Annotated in this window: 12 protein-coding genes; 2 read left to right on the forward strand and 10 right to left on the reverse strand. The window is 62.3% G+C overall.

Features of this window, described 5'->3' with window-relative positions; genetic code table 11:
* Positions 1-79: 79 nt before the first annotated feature.
* From CKW07_RS03385 to CKW07_RS03430, 10 genes are all read right to left on the reverse strand, one after another.
* Complete coding sequence (locus tag CKW07_RS03385; protein ID WP_095143571.1) at positions 80-1,720, reverse strand: BatD family protein; 1,641 nt, start codon at positions 1,718-1,720, stop codon at positions 80-82.
* Positions 1,717-3,474: a VWA domain-containing protein gene (locus CKW07_RS03390; protein ID WP_095143572.1), complete on the reverse strand. Its 1,758-nt coding sequence runs from the start codon at positions 3,472-3,474 to the stop codon at positions 1,717-1,719. The genes CKW07_RS03385 and CKW07_RS03390 overlap by 4 nt, the downstream gene beginning before the upstream one ends.
* Positions 3,471-4,547, reverse strand: coding sequence for a VWA domain-containing protein (locus tag CKW07_RS03395; RefSeq protein ID WP_095143573.1), 1,077 nt, complete (start codon positions 4,545-4,547; stop codon positions 3,471-3,473). Before CKW07_RS03395 ends, CKW07_RS03390 begins: the two co-directional genes overlap by 4 nt.
* On the reverse strand, positions 4,540-5,034 hold the full coding sequence (locus CKW07_RS03400; RefSeq protein WP_095143574.1) for a DUF4381 domain-containing protein: 495 nt from the start codon (positions 5,032-5,034) through the stop codon (positions 4,540-4,542). Before CKW07_RS03400 ends, CKW07_RS03395 begins: the two co-directional genes overlap by 8 nt.
* Positions 5,031-5,975: a DUF58 domain-containing protein gene (locus CKW07_RS03405; RefSeq protein WP_095143575.1), complete on the reverse strand. Its 945-nt coding sequence runs from the start codon at positions 5,973-5,975 to the stop codon at positions 5,031-5,033. The genes CKW07_RS03400 and CKW07_RS03405 overlap by 4 nt, the downstream gene beginning before the upstream one ends.
* A 5-nt stretch (positions 5,976-5,980) precedes the next feature.
* Positions 5,981-6,940, reverse strand: coding sequence for a MoxR family ATPase (locus tag CKW07_RS03410; RefSeq protein WP_095079166.1), 960 nt, complete (start codon positions 6,938-6,940; stop codon positions 5,981-5,983).
* Between the two features lie 211 nt (positions 6,941-7,151).
* Positions 7,152-8,480 carry an MFS transporter gene (locus tag CKW07_RS03415; protein WP_095143576.1) on the reverse strand — a complete coding sequence of 443 codons (1,329 nt, stop codon included), beginning with the start codon at positions 8,478-8,480 and terminating at the stop codon, positions 7,152-7,154.
* 45 nt (positions 8,481-8,525) lie between these two features.
* Complete coding sequence (gene lhgO, locus CKW07_RS03420) at positions 8,526-9,719, reverse strand: L-2-hydroxyglutarate oxidase (RefSeq protein ID WP_095143577.1); 1,194 nt, start codon at positions 9,717-9,719, stop codon at positions 8,526-8,528.
* A gap of 116 nt (positions 9,720-9,835) precedes the next feature.
* The gene (locus CKW07_RS03425; protein ID WP_095143578.1) at positions 9,836-10,546 is read right to left on the reverse strand and encodes a FadR/GntR family transcriptional regulator; all 711 of its coding nucleotides are present in this window, start codon (positions 10,544-10,546) and stop codon (positions 9,836-9,838) included.
* 76 nt (positions 10,547-10,622) lie between these two features.
* Positions 10,623-10,976, reverse strand: coding sequence for a hypothetical protein (locus tag CKW07_RS03430; protein WP_095143579.1), 354 nt, complete (start codon positions 10,974-10,976; stop codon positions 10,623-10,625).
* A 256-nt stretch (positions 10,977-11,232) separates the two neighbouring features.
* Between CKW07_RS03430 and CKW07_RS03435 the strand changes: the two genes are divergently transcribed.
* Positions 11,233-12,717 carry a hypothetical protein gene (locus CKW07_RS03435; RefSeq protein ID WP_256577009.1) on the forward strand — a complete coding sequence of 495 codons (1,485 nt, stop codon included), beginning with the start codon at positions 11,233-11,235 and terminating at the stop codon, positions 12,715-12,717.
* A gap of 487 nt (positions 12,718-13,204) precedes the next feature.
* Positions 13,205-18,076, forward strand: a complete 4,872-nt coding sequence (locus CKW07_RS03440; RefSeq protein WP_095143581.1) for an NAD-glutamate dehydrogenase — start codon at positions 13,205-13,207, stop codon at positions 18,074-18,076.
* The last annotated feature ends 184 nt before the right edge of the window (positions 18,077-18,260 follow it).

The following is an 18,260-nucleotide window of genomic DNA, read 5'->3' on the forward strand; positions in this document are numbered from 1 at the left end:
AAACTCCGCTCAATCGATAAGTGAAAAGTCGGCCGTGTAGCAGTCGGCTTGGCGGCTGCTGCACGGGGGGTGTCCGGGGTTACTTGGGGTACAGCGGCGGCAGGCTGCTGTCGCCGACCGGGGCCTGGACCCGTTCGGAAGCCGGGATGGCACGTATGGCGCGCCACAGGTCTTCGCCTTGCCAGGACTGTCCGGTTTCGCTGTAGAGCGCGCCGTTCAGGCCGTCCAGGGCATCGGACAGCGGCACGAAGCGCGCGGCCATGTCGGCCAGGGTTTCCGGTTGCTGGCGGGCCCAGGCATCCAGCGCCTGGCGGGTGGCCTGGGGATCGTTGGCCTGGCTGGCGCGCTTGAGATCGTCGAGCAGGGTGCGCGGGCTGGGACCGGTCTGGGCCGCGCGCAGAATCGCCGGTTGCCAGCGCGCACGCCACCACAGGCCGAAGCCGAGCAGGGTGGTGCAGGCGAGGATCAGGGTGCTGAGTTTCCAGTACCACAGCGTCTCGGCGTCGACGGTGGGCGAGACCGGAGCGTTGCCTGCCGGCGTGTCGACCATCAGGCTGGGATTATTGACGATGTTCAGGGTGCGTGGCGGCAAGCTGCTGTGTTCCAGACGGTCCTCAAGGGTGTTCCACCAGACTACTTCCACCGCAGGCAAATCGATTGCGCCGCTGTGGGTGGGTACCAGCGCTTCGCGGTCCTCACGGCTGCCGATCAACCCACGGTCGCTGGTCTGATTGCTCAGTTGGGGCTGGTCGGGATAACGCCGCAAGCCGCTGACGTCAGTCGCCGGCAAGGGTGGAAGCTGCGAGCTGGCCAGGCCTTCGACCTTGAGGGTCAGGCTGCGCGTCAGTGAGTCGCCGACCTGGCTGTGATCGGGTTCCGGGTTCCAGCTTTCGCCAAGGCTCAGGCTGCGGGCCGGGAGCCAGGGTGTATCCAGCGGGTACTCAATGGGTTTGGCCTTGACTGTCAACGTTGTTTCGCTGGAGCTCACGCGCATCAGCTTGCCCGATTTCGGGCCTTGGCCCGTGGTGTCCTGGGCGGGTTGGGCATCGACCAGGGTGGCGCTGAAAATCTGCGCCGGAATCGTCAGCTCGCCACTGTGTTGCGGGTAAATCCCGTAGCGCAATTCGATCACGCCATGACGCAGGTCGTTGATGACCTTTTCATAGGTCCGCGATTCACCCAGTTGTTCGACACGTGCATCGGGAATCTGCAAGGGCGTGACGCTGCTGTCATCGTATAGCGACACCGAATGGTAGATGCGCAGGGTCAGGATCGCCTGGGCCTGCACGTACACGGCGTCCTGATCAAGGCTGGATTCGATGAACACCGGTGCCAGTTTGTCGGGCGTGTCCTGGATCTGGCTGGGCATCACCTGCAATTCGATGGGCTCGCTGCTGAACTCGCCCAGTTGCAGCGGCGCAATCACCACGGTGCCATTCTGTCTGGGCAGCAGGGTGATGATCCAGCGGGTGGTGGCGTGGTTTTCGCCATTGAGGGTATTGAGTTGGTTGACCTGCCGGGTGCCACGCACCTCGAACAGGGGCTCGAGGGCACTCAGGTCGGGTTTGCCGAACTGGGTGACGTCGCTGGATTCCAGGGTCAGCTCGACCGTCTCTCCGGAGCTCAGGTGGCTGCGATCGACGCTGGCAACTAACCCAGTAGCCTGGGCGCCCAAGGGCCAGAGAAACAGGCCGAGCAGAAGTGCGGTGAAGCGGGTCATCGAGTTTTTCCCTGATCCTGATGTTGTTGCTGTTCGTACCAGAACTTGCGCCTGAGCAGTTCACCCGGTTCATCCGGGATTTTTCGCAGCCATTGTTCAAGGGCCTCGCGGTGTTCGCCGTTGAAGTTGGCGTCGGCACTGCGCAGAGGCGGCGTGGTGGTTTGTTCGTCCCCCAGTTCGCTGCCCGGCACTTCATTATCGCCCGGTTGCGGCGGCTTGTCGGTGATCGCCGCGGCCTCGCCCTCGGCGGTGTCGGAGGAGGGCGGGGTTGGCGCGGCGGACTGTTGCTCGACACCCGGCGCCGGCTCGCTTGCAGCGCCAGGTGGCGGCGTCGATTCTGACTGTGCCGGTTGCTCATCCATGGAACTCTCTGGCCCCTCTGGAGGCACCGGTGCGCTTTGTTTGATCAGGGCTTGCACCAGCGCCTTGTTGGTCAGGGCCGGGCGCAGGTCTGGTTGCTGCTCCAGGGCTTGCTCGTAGGCATCCAGTGCCGCTTCCAGCTCACCGCTCCTGGCCAGTGCGTTGCCGCGATTGTAGTGCGCACGAGCGTCGTTGCCCTGGGCGAAGCGCTCGGCGGCCGCGGCGTACTCACCGGCTTCATAGAGCGCCACACCTTGCCATTGCGGGTCCTGAAAGTGCCTGGCGGCTTCGGCGGGCTGTTGTTGCTTGAGCAGGTGCAGGCCCTGTTGGTCAGGTCGCAACCAGAGGTCATTGAAGTCGAAGGCGTAGCTCGGTTGTGGTAGCAGCAACAGCAGCGGCAGACACAGCAACCAACCCCGCCGCCCGGCGCAGGCGGCCAGCAGCAACAGAGGCAGCAGCAACCAATAGCCCTGGTCGGCCCAGGTATCCAGGCGCAAGGTCTGACCATCCTCGCGCAGGCTGTGGGGCGCATCCAGTAGGCCCAGGCCGCGCAGGTCACTGTCGTCTACCCGCGCTTGCCGGTAACGTCCGTCCAGTTCATTGGCAAAGGTTTTCAGGCCCGGGCTGTCGAGGCGAGGCACCAGAATCGCACCCTGTTCGTCCTTCAGAAAGCTGCCGTCTTCGGCGGTGACCGGTGCGCCTTGAGCGGTGCCGACCCCCAGCATCAACCACTGCGGTGCCCGGCCACGCAAGGCCTGGCGAATGCCCAGGCGTTCCTGTTCGCCCAGGGATGAGCCGATCAGCAGGATCCGCCCCTGGCCAAGGGCGCCGCGTTCCAACAGTGTCAGCGCCTTGGCCACGGCCAGATCGGCGCGATGACCGGTTTCGGGCATGATCGATGGCTTGAGCGCCTCAAGCAGGTTACGGCTGGTGCTCAGGTCATCCGACAGTGGCACCAGGGTGTGGGCGCTGCCTGAGTAGACCACGATTGCCGTTTGTGCATCGCTGCGGTACTGCAACAGGTCGAGCAGCTTGCGTCGCGCCTGTTCAAGGCGTGTGGGCACCACATCGGTGGCGAGCATTTGCGGGGTCAGTTCCAGCAGCACCACCAACGGGTCGGCGGGTTTCTGTGCGGCCTGCTCGAGCCGTTGCCAGCTGGGTCCCAGCAAGGCCAATACCGCCAGCACCCAGGCCAGGCCCAAGGCAATCCACGGCAACTTGCTTTCGCGGCCGTTGCCGCCACTGAGCAGGGCGGCATGGAAGGCCGGTGGCAGGATCATCTGCCAGCGGCCCGCGCGCTTCTGTCGATGCCACAGTTGCCACAGCAACCAGCCGAGCACGGGCAACAACAGCAGCCACCAGGGACGAAACCAGTGCGGCCAGAGTTCGATCATCGACGCCTCCGCAGGCGCAGGCGCTGGAGCCGCTCGCGCCAGTCAGGGTGCTGTTGCAGGAAATGCTCCTTGGTGAAAAACCGTTGCAGCGGGTTATCCGGCCAGCGCTCGCGGACCACCAGCAACAGGCTCATCAGCAAGGCCGCGGCCAGCGGCCAGTTGTACAGCGCCTGGGCCGGGCGGGCCTGGGTCGGTTGCTGGTTCACCGGTTCCAGTTGATCAAGGGTTTGCTTGATCGCTTCCAGCTCCGCCGCGTCACGGGCGCGGAAGTAGCGCCCACCGGTGACCTCGGCAATCGCCTTGAGTGTGGGTTCGTCGAGGTCCAGGCTCGGGTTGACGCCCAGGAAACCCAGGGTGCCGGCTTCTTCCGGGTCGGCGCCAATGCCGATGGGATAGATCTTCACGCCTTCCTCGGCGGCCAGGCGCGCTGCCGTGAGCGGGTCGATTTCGCCGCCGTTGTTGGCGCCGTCCGTGACCAGGATCAACACGCGACTCTGCGCCGGACGCTGGCGCAGGCGTTTGAGCGCCAGGCCGATGGCATCACCGATGGCGGTGTTCTTGCCGGCGATGCCGATCCGCGCTTCGTCGAGCCAGACCCGCACGGTACGGCGGTCGAAGGTCAAGGGCGCCTGCAGATAAGCCTGACTGCCGAACAGGATCAGGCCGATCCGGTCGCCATCGCGTTGCTCCAGAAAATCCCCCAGCAGGTGCTGGACCAGCGACAGGCGACTGACCTCTTCGCCTTGCCAGTGCATGTCGGGAAAGTCCATGGAGCCCGAGACATCGACAGCCACCAGCAAGTCGCGGCCGCTGGCGGCGATCGGCAGCGGCTCGCCCAGCCATTGCGGGCGAGCGGTGGCGGTCAGCAGCAGCAACCAGAGCAGGATGAACGGCGTCTGTTGACGCCAGGCGGGCAGATTGGCCCGGGCGCGACGCCGGGCCAGGCCTTCGAGGTCGCTCAGGAAGCTGACCTTGAGCGAAGGCTCGCCGCTGTCGGCGGCCGGCAGCACAAGGCGCATCAACCACGGCAGCGGCAGCAGGGCGAAGATCCACGGCCAGGCGAACTCAAACATGTTTGCGAATCCAGGTGTCGACAGCCTGGGTCAAGCCGGCGATGGCCTTGTCATCCAGTTTGCATTCGGGCTTGTAGGCGCCCTCCACCAGAATCATCCAGCGGGTCAGGCCGGCGGCCGGGCAACGGTTGTCGAGAAAGGCCAGCCATTTGCGCCCGTTGAGGGTATGGCTCTGGCTATAGGGGTAGTCATTGCGGCACAGGCGCTTGAGCAGCCCGTTGAGCTGCTGCAGCCAGGCGCCCGCCGGTGCGCCGTCATAGGGCTTGGGCATTTGCGCCAACTCGGCCAACGCCGCGACACGCAGGGGGTCCAGCGGGATCTCGGCGCGCACGACGTTGCGTTTGACAGGAAGTAAATGGCGCAGCTTCCACAGGCCGAACCCGAGCGCGGGCAACAGAATCAACAGCAGCCACCAGCCGGGCGCCGGAGGCCAGAAGGGGATTGGTGGCGGCGTCATCAAAGGTTGCAGTTGCGCAAGGTCGCTCATTGGCTTTTCCCCGGACGTTGCGGGTTGAGGTATTCGCGCAGTTGTTCGACCATTTCGCTCTGGGTGCTCAGGGGCATCAACAGGACCCGCAGTTTCTGCGCCAGTAGCTCCCAGCGGGCGATGCGGGCTTCGGCCTGGGCGCGATAGCTTTGGCGCAACTCGAAGTTCAAGGTGTCGAGTTCTAGCTGGGCGCCGCGCTCGGCAAAGCGCAGCAGGCCGGCAGCAGGCAGGGCGTGGTCCAGCGGGTCGGACAAGGGCAGCAACAGCAGGTCGCAATGGCGCGACAACAGGCTCAGTTGCTGCTCGGCCCCGTCCGACAGGGCTCGCTCGTCGCAGATCACGATGACCAGGCTGCCGGGGCGCAGTACTTCACGGGCACGCCGCAGGGCCATGCCCAGGTCATCGCTGGCGGGCTCACCTTCGGTGCCGAGCGACTGGTTGACGCGCACCAGGCGGTTGAGCAACTGCAGCAGGCTTTGCTTGCTGCGCCGAGGCTTGATTTCGTAGTGCTCGTTGTCGCCGTACACCAGCCCGCCGACCCGGTCGTTATGCCCCAGGGCCGCCCAGCCGATCAGGCTCGCGGCTTGCGCGGCCAGGACCGACTTGAACATCAGTCCCGAGCCAAAGAACAAGCGCCGGCTCTGCTCGACCATGATGAAAATCGGTCGTTCGCGCTCTTCGTGGAACAGCTTGGTGTGGGGTTCCTGGGTGCGTGCGGTGACGCGCCAGTCGATGGTGCGCACATCGTCGCCGGCCTGGTAGACCCGTACCTGGTCGAAGTCCACCCCACGTCCGCGCAGCTTGGAGTGGTGCAGGCCAATCAGCGGGCTGCGCTGGCTTGGCGTGGAAAACAACTGCACTTCGCGCACGCGATGGCGCATCTCGATCAGCTCCGACAGGCTGACGCGGATGCCCGGTTCGGGCGCGGAGGCTGTGGTCATCGGCGTCAAGCGACGGCTACGACGTCGAGAATCCGCTGGACCACGCGGTCCTGGTCGATACCGGCGGCCTCGGCTTCGAACGACAAGATGATCCGGTGGCGCAGCACGTCAAAGAGCACTGCCTGAATGTCTTCCGGGCTGACGAAGTCACGACCGGCCAGCCAGGCGTGGGCGCGGGCGCAGCGATCCAGGGCAATGGAGCCCCGTGGGCTGGCGCCGTAGGCGATCCACTCGGACATTTCCGGGTCGAATTTGCCGGGCGTGCGCGTGGCCATCACCAGCTGCACCAGGTACTCCTCCACGGCATCGGCCATGTACAGCCCGAGGATTTCCTTGCGGGCGGCGAAGATCGTTTGCTGGGTCACCCGACGCTCCGGCTTGGATTCGCCGTTCAGTGCTTCGCCGCGGGCTTGCTGCAGGATCCGGCGTTCGACGGCGGCATCGGGGAAGCCGATTTTCACGTGCATCAGGAACCGGTCAAGCTGGGCTTCGGGCAGCGGATAGGTGCCTTCCTGCTCGATGGGGTTCTGCGTGGCCATCACCAGGAACAGCGGCGACAGCTCATAGGTGCTGCGCCCGACACTGACTTGCCGCTCGCCCATGGCCTCGAGCAAGGCCGACTGGACCTTGGCCGGTGCGCGGTTGATTTCGTCGGCCAGCACCAGGTTGTGGAAGATCGGTCCTTGCTGGAACACGAAGCTGCCGGTTTCAGGGCGATAGATTTCCGTGCCGGTGATGTCGGCGGGCAACAGGTCGGGGGTGAACTGGATACGATGGAACTGCGCCTCGATCCCTTCGGCAAGCTCTTTGATGGCCTTGGTCTTGGCCAGGCCCGGTGCGCCCTCGACCAGCATGTGGCCGTCGGCAAGCAGGGCAATGAGCAAGCGCTCGATGAGTTTTTCCTGGCCGAGAATCTGCGTTGAAAGAAAGGATCGCAGCGCCAGAAGCGCCTCACGGTGTTCCATCGTTGAATGTTCCTGGAAGAAGGCCGGGGACGCTTGCGAAAAGCGCCCGGGCGGGGGCTGATACTTTAATCTATCCGGCCCCCTGGCGACTAACGGCACCTTGGAAAAATCTGTAAATAACCGGTATTTGTGCGCAAACCTGCGCGAGTGCAGGAAACAGGCGTGCCCTTGTCGCTGCACCGGGCGGCAGGACAAGGGCAGGGCAGGCAGGTCAGTTCTTGAAGCTGGAGTGCTTGCGTCCCTGGTCAAACAGGGCAAAGACCACGACCAGCACGCCCGCAACCACCAGAATCACGGCTACGCCGTCGGTGGAGTGGGTCGCCGAGTTGGCGACCAGCGCCAAGCCGCCCAGCGGTGCGAGGCCACCGGCAATGGCGGTGCCGATCTCGCGGCCGGTGCCGAAGCCCGAGGAGCGGGTCTGGGTCGGGAACTGGCGGCTGAGGAAGGAACCCTGGGGTGCGAACATCATGGGCGCGAGGATCCCGGTGCCCACCGCGATCGCCAGGTAGATCATCATCGGCTCGCCGGTGTTGAGCAGGGCCAGGAAGGGATAGGCGAACAGCACCGAGCACAAGCCGCCCAGCATCAGTACCTTCTTGCTGCTCCACTTGTCGCAGAGCCAGCCGAATAACGGCACGGCGATGATCGCCACCAGGCTGGCAATGGTCACCGATAGCGAGGTGACATGGGCTTCGACGCCCTTGAACTGGGTCAGGTAAGCCAGGGAGAACGTCTTGAAAATGTAGCTCAGGGCGTTGTAGCCGATGGCCACGAAGAGCACCACCATCAGGCCCTTGAGGTCATTCCTGAACAGCAACGTGAGCGGCGAGACCTGTGCCTTGGCCGCGCTTTCGTCGAGCTCCTTGAATTGCGGGGTTTCCGGAATGCTGCGACGTACCCAAAGACCCACCCCCACCAGCACGATGCTGCAGATGAACGGGATGCGCCAGCCGCCGGAAAGCAGGAACTCGTTGCCGTTCATGGTCAGCAGGTAGACGGTCAGCGACGACAGCAACAGCCCCAGGTTCAGGCCCAGTGCCGGCCAGGCACCCTGGCTGCCGCGCTTGCCTTCGCTGGCATGCTCATACGAGGTGACAGCGGCCCCGGACAGTTCGGCACCCGCGCCCAGGCCCTGAATGATCCGCACCAGCACCAGGATGATCGGTGCCCAGATGCCGATCGAGGCATAGCTGGGAATCAGGCCGATCAGGGTGGTGCACACCCCCATCATGCAGAACGTGATGACCAGCACCTGTTTGCGCCCGAAGCGGTCGCCCAGGTAGCCGAACAGAATGCCGCCGAAAGGACGGGCGATGAAGCCGATGGCGAAGGTGGAGAAGGCCAGCAATGCCGCCACCTTGGGGTTGCCGGGATCGAAGAAGATCTTCGAGAACACGATCGCCGCCATGGTGGCGTACAGATAGAAGTCATACCACTCCAGCATCGAGCCGAAGATGGTGGCAGCAGCTACCTTGCGCAGCCGCTTGCGCTTTTGTTCCGGGGTTTCGTGGGCGGTCGGGGCCGCTTGATGTACCGACATCGGTGATTTCCTTCTTGGTCTTTGTAGTTATTGTTGAAGCAGGGTTCAGCGGGCGTTGAGGATCTTCTCGGCAATCATCTGGCCGATGGGGATGGCCGAGGTCGCGGCCGGGGAAGGGGCATTGCAGACATGCACCATGCGTGGGGTTTCGGCGAACAGGAAATCGTGCACCAGGGTGCCGTCGCGCATGACCGCCTGGGCGCGGATGCCGGCTTCGTAGGGCAGCAGGTCCTCGACTTCCAGGGATGGGCAATACTTGCGGCACTGTTCCAGGTAGCCGCGTTTGAATAGCGAATTCTTCATTTCCGTGGTGCCGGAACCGAGGTTGTTCCAGAGGGTTTTCCAGAACCCCGGGAAGCGGGCGTACTCGGCCACGTCGCGCCAGTTGATCGAGAACTTGCGGTAGTTCTCGCGGCCCAGTCCCAGCACGGCGTTCGGCCCGACCGTGACGCTACCGTCGATCATCCGAGTCAGGTGTACGCCCAGGAAGGGCAATTCCGGGTCGGGAATCGGGTAGATCAGGTGGTTGACGATGGCGTTCCTGGAGGCGGGCAGGCGGTAATACTCGCCGCGAAACGGAATGATCTGATGATCGATCCTGACCCCGGCCAGCGTCGCCAGGCGATCGGACTGCAAGCCCGCGCAGGCCACCAGTTGCCGGGCCTGCCAGACCTTGTCCTGGCTGCTGATGGTGACCTTGTCGGCGGTTTCGCGAATGGCGGTGACGCTGGTCTGCAGGCAGATCTCGCCGCCCGCGGCCTCGATCACCCGAGCCATGGCCTGACAGACCTCCTTGTAGTCGACGATCCCGGTGGCATCGAGAAACAGCCCGCCCAGGCCAACGATGTTCGGCTCACGGCGCTGCAGTTCGGCGGCATCCAGGCGCTCGACCTTCAGTCCGTTCTGCTGCGAACGCTCGTACAGCGCGTGCATGCGCTCGACTTCCAGCGGGGTAGATGCCACCAGCAACTTGCCGCAGACGTCGAACTTGATCTGGTGTTCGGTGCAGAACGCCTTGGTCGCCTGGGCGCCACGCTTGCACAGTTCCGCCTTGAGGCTGCCCGGGGCGTAGTAGATGCCGGCGTGGATCACGCCACTGTTGTGCCCGGTCTGGTGCCGGGCCAGGCGGGTTTCCTTTTCCAGGATCAGCAACGAGGCGTCAGGCTGACGCTCGAGGAGTGCCATGGCGGTGGCGAGGCCGACGATGCCGCCGCCGATGATGCAGTAGTCATAGATCATGCAGGTGTCACCTTGGCTTTCTTGTCAGAGAGTCTGCTTATCAGGTTGTCAGACAAAGTCATTCAAACGAAAGACGCTGCCGCGCAGCGCCCCGGGTACAGCGGGTTCAGGGTGTTTCAGTCGATGCTGGGCAGGTCTATGTTCAAACGCTTGGCCGCAGCGCGTAGATGCGCCTCGGCACAGGCCGCGGCTTGGGTCCGGTCACCGGTGGCGATCGCTTCGTACAGGGCTTGGTGTTCACGACCGGCATCGGCGGAGCCGCCGACCGAATGCGCCGCGGAATTTTCCCAGGCGGTGCGTCGCGCCTCGGCCAATTGCCCGCGCAGAAAGTCGTGGAAAGCGACGAAGTAGTCATTCTTGCTGGCGTCGGCGATGGCGCGGTGGAACTCGACATCGGCCAGGGCGGCGGCGGCAAAGTCGCTGCGCTTGTCGTGCATCTCTTGTAGCGCGGTGCGCATGCGCAACAAGTCGGCCTCGTCACGGCGCTGGGCGGCGATGGACGCGGCCTGGGTCTCGGTCCACAGGCGCATTTCGAACATCTGTACCAGATCCGGCTTACGTCCCTTCTTGCTGGGAAAGCGAAACACCGTGCCATTGGGGTTCTGGGAAATGTACGAGCCAAGCCCCCGGCGGCTGATCAGGATGCCATCGGCCTTGAGTTGCGCCACGGCCTCGCGTACCACCGAACGGCTGACGTTCAACTGTTCGGTCAGTTGCTGCTCGGTGGGCAGTCGCGATTCGGCGGTCAGGCGGCCGGAATCGATTTCTTCACGGATGGCGTTGACTACCCGTTCGACCAGGGAGTCGGGGCGCTGAAGTTGAAGCATGAGAGGGATGGCTCGCAAGTCAGGTTGTCAGACAATGCCTTTGTGCTGATTTCTTGTCAAGAAATCAGCCGTCGGCTCACAGTTCGCTGATGTAGGTGCCGGTGCCCTTGAGGATGTTCTGCAGGGTTTCTTCGACCTCGGCCAAATCGGCTTGCGCCGTGCCGTGGAGGATTTCCAGGTGGTCGTCGCCGTTGAGCGCATCGGCGTCTGCCGCAGCGATTTCGATCAGCAGGCGGGTAGGGCTCAGGGTGACCTTGACGCCGTCGAGCGTGGAGGGCTCGCCATCGAGGGTGATTTCCAGCTCGTCCTCGTCCGGGTAGCGGGTCATCAGGAACATGTCGCCCTGATTGCTGTGGCAGCACAGCATGGCCAGGTTGTCTTCTTCGTCATCGCATGGGTTGGCGATCAGGTGGGCGGTGGTCAGTTGCATGTGAGCAGTCCTGGCGCGGGGCGCAGTGTGGGCAGGCAAAGGGCGATTTTGCCAGTCCCGGTGTTTTTTTGCTGGGTTGTGTTGGGTGGGCACCCGATATTTTTCTTATGTGCCCAATGAATCGGGCGTTGTCCGAATATCAGCCGTGTTAATTGAGTAGGACGTTTCCTTAAGTGAAAGTGTGAATCTTGTGATGAACTTTCCTATGGTTTTGTAGGGCGTTTATTGGACGTAGGAATAATAAGAATAAATCGGGTTGTTTATTGTTTTTTCCTCTGTTTGTAACTTATGTTGTCGTCCCGAATGCAACGGAATGCAACGAACGATGAGTGAAGAGGGAGTTAGGTTGATGAACGAGTATTTTGAACCGCTGGGTGAAGTAAAACATCTGTCCGAGCCGGAAATCGAGGTCCTTTATCAGCGTTATCTGGCGGGGGAAAACACCAGTCACCTGATTGCCGAATACAAAATACCGGGGGCGGTGAGAAGTTTGCTGAAAGTGTTGCCGCCGTTGCTCAGCAAAGAACTCAAGTGTCCTTACTGTGACCTGCCGATGTGGGTCAAAAGGCATGCGCGGGGAACACCTGAGTCCCTGCGTCCGCCGTTCCAGTGTGTGCGCTGTGAACACCGGGTTTACCCTCACGGGCCATACAGTCGACACATGGCCTGTAGTTGCACGACCTGTTACAAGGTCAGGCAACAGGCGCTGTCTGCCCAGGCACAGCGTGACCGCGATGAACTGGTCAGACAGTACGGCGTTTGCCGTGAACCCGTGCCTTACGCCACCCTGGGTTTCGTCCAGAAACTGACGCTGCTGGCGGTACTCGACGCAGGTAAGCCCGGCACGGACAGTATCGCGCCGCTGGATGCCTCGACGCGCAACGAAGCCTTGGCGCCCAGCGAGGCAATCAGTGAAGACCTGTTGAAGAAGTTTCACGAGGCCGGGGTGTTGCGGGTTGATCCTGAATCGGACATCCACGCCTTTGAACGCGCGGCAGGCTGCAGGATCCGTAATTTCCTGGCGGTGCGCTGGCTGCCCAATGTCGCGCTTGAAGCGGGCGAGTGCAGTACGCGTGATGCGCTGTATCGAGCGCTTTATCAGGAATTGTCGGGGCGTGTCCAGCCAGCCTGGAAGAGCGAGTTGTATAACTTGATGTTTAACCTGGCCCGAGAGGAGTCCTTGGCCTACATCCGTGTGCTGGCCAGTGAAGTCAACTTTGTGTTTGGCGCCGAAAATCGTGCCGAATCGGTTGTGGGGCAGTTACTGCAAGACTTCTCGGTCAGTGAAATTTACTACTTCGCCCGGATCGCGGTAAAGAATGCAGCGCATTTTTATGCCACCGGCAACTCCAAGGGGCGAAACCATGCCTCCAACACCATTCCCGGTAATATGTTGAGCACCGCCCAGAGTGCACTCGCCGACAACTGGCGAAAGTCTGCCTATCGAGACCCTCGCGTTGCACAATCGGCCTTGCATCGGCTGCTGTACGACGTCGTGCTCAAGGATAGCGGGGCCGGCTTTTCGAAATCTCCCGGCGTGTACTGGCGCGAAGAACTGGTGCCGCGGTTTTTTTCAGCCCCGGGGTTCGGTGCGGGCACGTCCCCGTCTGTGAAGGTGTTCTGTCGTGAGTGCGACTCCGGCAACATCGATGTCAGGATGGACAAGGTTTCCCTGGATACGCTGTGCTACGACTGTGGGACGGTGAGTCAATTCCAGGCGATTCATGATGTGAGTGATTGAGGCGAAGTTGCCTGGACGGGGTTAGCGCGGGAGGGCTGGGTGAGCCTGCTGTGTACTGAGCTAAATGTCACAAAATGTGCCGCGAACAGTGTCTGACTTATCGGTTTTTTTTGGTACGAAAGTACCGCAATTCCCGGCATGGAACCGCCATTTTTCCCCGCGACTGCTAGTGTTAGTCGAGGCGCCGCCCTTGAGCTGCGTGACGATGACCGAATATGTCGCAGCATCGCAAGCACGGGCCTTGCCGCACTCGTTAAGCTGCGCAACGGATGGACACCTGTAAAGGCATTGCTTGTTAAGTCGGCAGTCGTTTTTGCAGATGCCCATCCTTGGAAGGTGAATGTGACCTGAGTGTCTCGTCCAGCTTCACCCACCTGTCGTCCTGTTTCCTCTGCCCGAGAATCAGGAACAGGGTGACGGGTTGCCCCGAAAAGGGGTTTTGCACGCGACGCTTCCATCAATAACAAGCCCAAGCGGAGTACCACAGATGGCGTTCTTCACCGCAGCCAGCAAAGCCGACTTCCAGCACCAACTGCAAGCGGCACTGGCGCAGCACATCAGTGAACAGGCACTGCCACAAGTGGCGCTGTTCGCTGAACAATTCTTCGGCATTATTTCTCTCGATGAACTCACCCAGCGCCGGTTGTCCGACCTCGCCGGCTGCACGCTTTCTGCCTGGCGCCTGCTTGAGCGCTTTGATCACGCGCAACCTCAGGTGCGCGTATACAACCCCGATTACGAACGCCACGGCTGGCAGTCGACCCACACCGCGGTCGAAGTGCTGCACCACGACTTGCCATTCCTCGTGGACTCGGTCCGTACCGAGCTGAACCGTCGCGGCTACAGCATCCATACCCTGCAGACCACCGTGCTGAGCGTGCGTCGTGGCGCCAAGGGCGAGTTGCTGGAAATCCTGCCTAAAGGCACCCAGGGTGAGGGCATTCTTCAAGAATCGCTGATGTACCTGGAAATCGACCGCTGCGCCAACGTGGCCGAACTCAATGTGTTGAGCCGGGAACTGGAACAGGTTCTCGGTGAAGTCCGCGTTGCGGTCGCCGATTTCGAGCCGATGAAAGCCAAGGTCCAGGAAATCCTCACCGGGCTGGACAACAGCCAGTTCGCGGTCGATGCCGACCAGAAAGGCGAGATCAAGGGCTTCCTGGAATGGCTGGTGGGCAACCACTTCACCTTCCTCGGCTATGAAGAGTTCGTGGTCCGCGATGAAGCCGATGGCGGCCATATCGTCTATGACCAGGACTCGTTCCTGGGCCTGACCAAGCTGTTGCGTACCGGCCTGACTCATGACGACCGTCGCATCGAAGACTACGCCGTGAACTACCTGCGCGAACCGACCCTGTTGTCGTTCGCCAAGGCCGCGCACCCAAGCCGTGTCCACCGTCCGGCTTACCCTGACTACGTGTCGATCCGTGAAATCGATGCCGACGGCAACGTCATCAAGGAATGCCGTTTCATGGGCCTGTACACCTCGTCGGTGTATGGCGAGAGCGTGCGGGTCATCCCGTACATCCGCCGCAAGGTCGAGGAAATCGAACAGCGTTCCGGCTTCCAGGCCAAGGCTCACCTGGGCAAGGAACTGGCGCAGGTGCTTGAAGTCCTGCCCCGTGACGATCTGTTCCAGACCCCGGTGGACGAACTGTTCAGCACCGTGATGTCGATCGTGCAGATCCAGGAGCGCAACAAGATTCGCGTGTTCCTGCGCAAGGACCCGTACGGCCGCTTCTGCTACTGCCTGGCCTATGTGCCGCGTGACATCTACTCCACCGAGGTGCGCCAGAAGATCCAGCAAGTGCTGATGGATCGCCTCAAAGCCACCGATTGCGAGTTCTGGACCTTCTTCTCCGAGTCCGTGCTGGCCCGTGTGCAACTGATTCTGCGGGTTGACCCGAAGAACCGCCTGGACATCGACCCGCTGCTGCTGGAAAAGGAAGTGGTCCAGGCCTGCCGCAGCTGGCAGGACGACTACGCCAGCCTTGTGATCGAAAGCTTCGGCGAAGCCCACGGCACCAATGTGCTGGCCGACTTCCCGAAAGGCTTCCCGGCAGGTTTCCGCGAGCGCTTCGCCGCGCATTCGGCCGTGGTCGACATGCAGCACCTGTTGAGCCTCTCCGAGGCCAACCCGCTGGTCATGAGCTTCTACCAGCCGCTGGCCCAGAGTACCGGCCAGCAACTGCTGCACTGCAAGCTGTATCACGCCGATACCCCATTGGCGCTGTCCGACGTGCTGCCGATCCTGGAAAACCTCGGCCTGCGCGTGCTGGGTGAGTTCCCGTATCGCCTGCGTCACAACAGCGGCCGCGAGTTCTGGATCCACGACTTCGCGTTCACCGCCGCCGAAGGCCTGAACCTGGACATCCAGCAGCTCAACGACACGCTGCAGGACGCCTTTGTCCACATCGTTCGCGGCGATGCCGAAAACGATGCGTTCAACCGCCTGGTGCTGACGGCCGGCCTGCCATGGCGCGACGTGGCGCTGCTGCGTGCCTACGCCCGTTACCTGAAGCAGATTCGCCTGGGCTTCGACCTGGGTTACATCGCCAGCACCCTGAACAACCACACCGACATCGCTCGCGAGTTGACCCGGTTGTTCAAGACCCGCTTCTACCTGGCCCGCAAGCTGACCAGCGACGACCTGGACGACAAGCAGCAGCGCCTGGAACACGCGATCCTGACCGCCCTGGACGACGTTCAGGTGCTCAACGAAGACCGCATCCTGCGTCGCTACCTGGACCTGATCAAGGCTACCCTGCGGACCAACTTCTACCAGACCGACGCCAACGGTCAGAACAAGTCCTACTTCAGCTTCAAGTTCAACCCGCACGCCATTCCAGAGCTGCCAAAGCCGGTGCCGAAGTTTGAAATCTTCGTGTACTCGCCGCGTGTCGAAGGCGTGCACCTGCGCTTCGGCAACGTGGCGCGCGGTGGCCTGCGCTGGTCCGACCGTGAAGAAGACTTCCGTACCGAAGTCCTGGGCCTGGTAAAAGCCCAGCAAGTGAAGAACTCGGTCATCGTGCCGGTGGGCGCCAAGGGCGGCTTCCTGCCCCGTCGCCTGCCGCTGGGCGGCAGCCGTGACGAGATCGCGGCCGAGGGCATCGCCTGCTACCGCATCTTCATTTCGGGCCTGCTGGACATCACCGACAACCTGAAAGACGGCGCCCTGGTGCCGCCGGCCAACGTCGTGCGTCATGACGACGATGACCCGTACCTGGTGGTCGCAGCGGACAAGGGCACTGCAACCTTCTCCGACATCGCCAACGGCATCGCCATCGACTACGGTTTCTGGCTGGGTGACGCGTTCGCCTCGGGCGGTTCGGCCGGTTACGACCACAAGAAAATGGGCATCACCGCCAAGGGCGCGTGGGTCGGCGTACAACGTCACTTCCGCGAGCGCGGCATCAATGTCCAGGAAGACAGCATTACCGTGGTCGGCGTCGGCGACATGGCCGGTGACGTGTTCGGTAACGGTTTGCTGATGTCCGACAAGCTGCAACTGGTCGCCGCCTTCAACCACCTGCACATCTTCATCGACCCGAATCCTGAGCCTGCCAATAGCTTCGCCGAGCGTCAGCGCCTGTTCGACCTGCCGCGTTCGGCCTGGTCGGACTACGACACCAGTATCATGTCCGAAGGCGGCGGGATCTTCTCCCGTAGCGCGAAGAGCATTGCCATCTCCGCGCAGATGAAAGAGCGCTTCGACATCCAGGCCGACAAGCTGACCCCGACCGAACTGCTGAACGCCTTGCTCAAGGCACCGGTAGACCTGTTGTGGAACGGCGGTATCGGTACCTACGTCAAGGCCAGCAGCGAAAGCCACGCCGATGTCGGCGACAAGGCCAACGATGCACTGCGCGTCAACGGTAACGAACTGCGCTGCAAGGTCGTGGGTGAGGGCGGTAACCTGGGCATGACCCAACTGGGTCGCGTCGAGTTCGGCCTCAATGGTGGCGGTTCCAACACCGACTTCATCGACAACGCCGGTGGCGTGGACTGCTCCGACCACGAAGTGAACATCAAGATCCTGCTGAACGAAGTGGTTCAGGCCGGTGACATGACCGAGAAGCAACGTAACCAGTTGCTCGGCAGCATGACCGATGAAGTCGGCGGCCTGGTGCTCGGCAACAACTACAAGCAGACCCAGGCCCTGTCCCTGGCGGCCCGCCGTGCCTTTGTGCGGATTGCCGAGTACAAGCGCCTGATGAACGACCTGGAAGGCCGTGGCAAGCTGGATCGCGCCATCGAGTTCCTGCCGTCGGAAGAGGCGATCACCGAGCGTGTCGCGGCAGGCCATGGCCTGACCCGTGCCGAGCTGTCGGTGCTGATTTCCTACAGCAAGATCGACCTCAAGGAGCAGTTGCTGGGCTCCCTGGTGCCGGACGACGACTACCTGACGCGCGACATGGAAACCGCTTTCCCGCCGATGCTGGTGAGCAAGTTCTCCGAAGCCATGCGTCGTCACCGCCTCAAGCGCGAGATCGTCAGCACCCAGATCGCCAACGATCTGGTCAACCACATGGGCATCACCTTCGTCCAGCGTCTCAAAGAGTCCACCGGCATGAGCCCGGCGAACGTGGCGGGTGCGTACGTGATCGTGCGTGACATCTTCCACCTCCCGCACTGGTTCCGTCAGATCGAGGCTCTGGATTACCAGGTCTCGGCGGATGTCCAGTTGGAACTGATGGATGAACTGATGCGCCTGGGCCGTCGTGCCACGCGCTGGTTCTTGCGCAGCCGTCGCAACGAGCAGAATGCTGCCCGTGACGTCGCCCACTTCGGTCCGCACCTGGCCGCGCTGGGTCTCAAGCTCGACGAACTGCTCGAAGGCCCGACCCGTGAAGGCTGGCAGACCCGTTATCAGGCTTACGTCGCCGCTGGCGTGCCTGAGTTGCTGGCACGCATGGTTGCAGGTACCACGCACCTGTACACCCTGCTGCCAATCATCGAGGCGGCCGACGTGACCGGCCAGAACGCAGCCGACGTGGCCAAGGCCTACTTCGCCGTAGGCAGCGCGCTGGACCTGACCTGGTACCTGCAACAGATCAGCGCCTTGACGGTTGAAAACAACTGGCAAGCCCTGGCCCGTGAAGCGTTCCGTGACGACATCGACTGGCAGCAGCGTGCGATCACCATTTCGGTCCTGCAAATGGGCGAGGGTGAACAGGACGTGGAAACCCGTCTGGCGCTGTGGATGGAGCAGAACCAGGCCATGGTCGAGCGCTGGCGCGCAATGCTGGTGGACATCCGTGCCGCTAGCGGCACCGACTACGCCATGTACGCGGTGGCCAACCGCGAACTGCTGGACCTGGCGTTGAGCGGTCAAGCGGTGGTGCCTGTCACTGCCTGATTGAGCGTTGAATGAAAAAGCCCCGTCTCGAGAGAGGCGGGGCTTTTTTGTCTGCGTTGTCCCGTCCTGAATAAGGTTTACACCTTCTGACCTATTTTCAGGAGGACACAATGGATTCAGGCAAAAGGCGCAGTCAGCGGGATTACACGCTGGCTTTTAAACTGTCGGTCGTCGATCAGGTCGA

Source organism: Pseudomonas sp. Irchel s3b6, assembly GCF_900187415.1.
Classification (GTDB): Bacteria; Pseudomonadota; Gammaproteobacteria; order Pseudomonadales; family Pseudomonadaceae; genus Aquipseudomonas.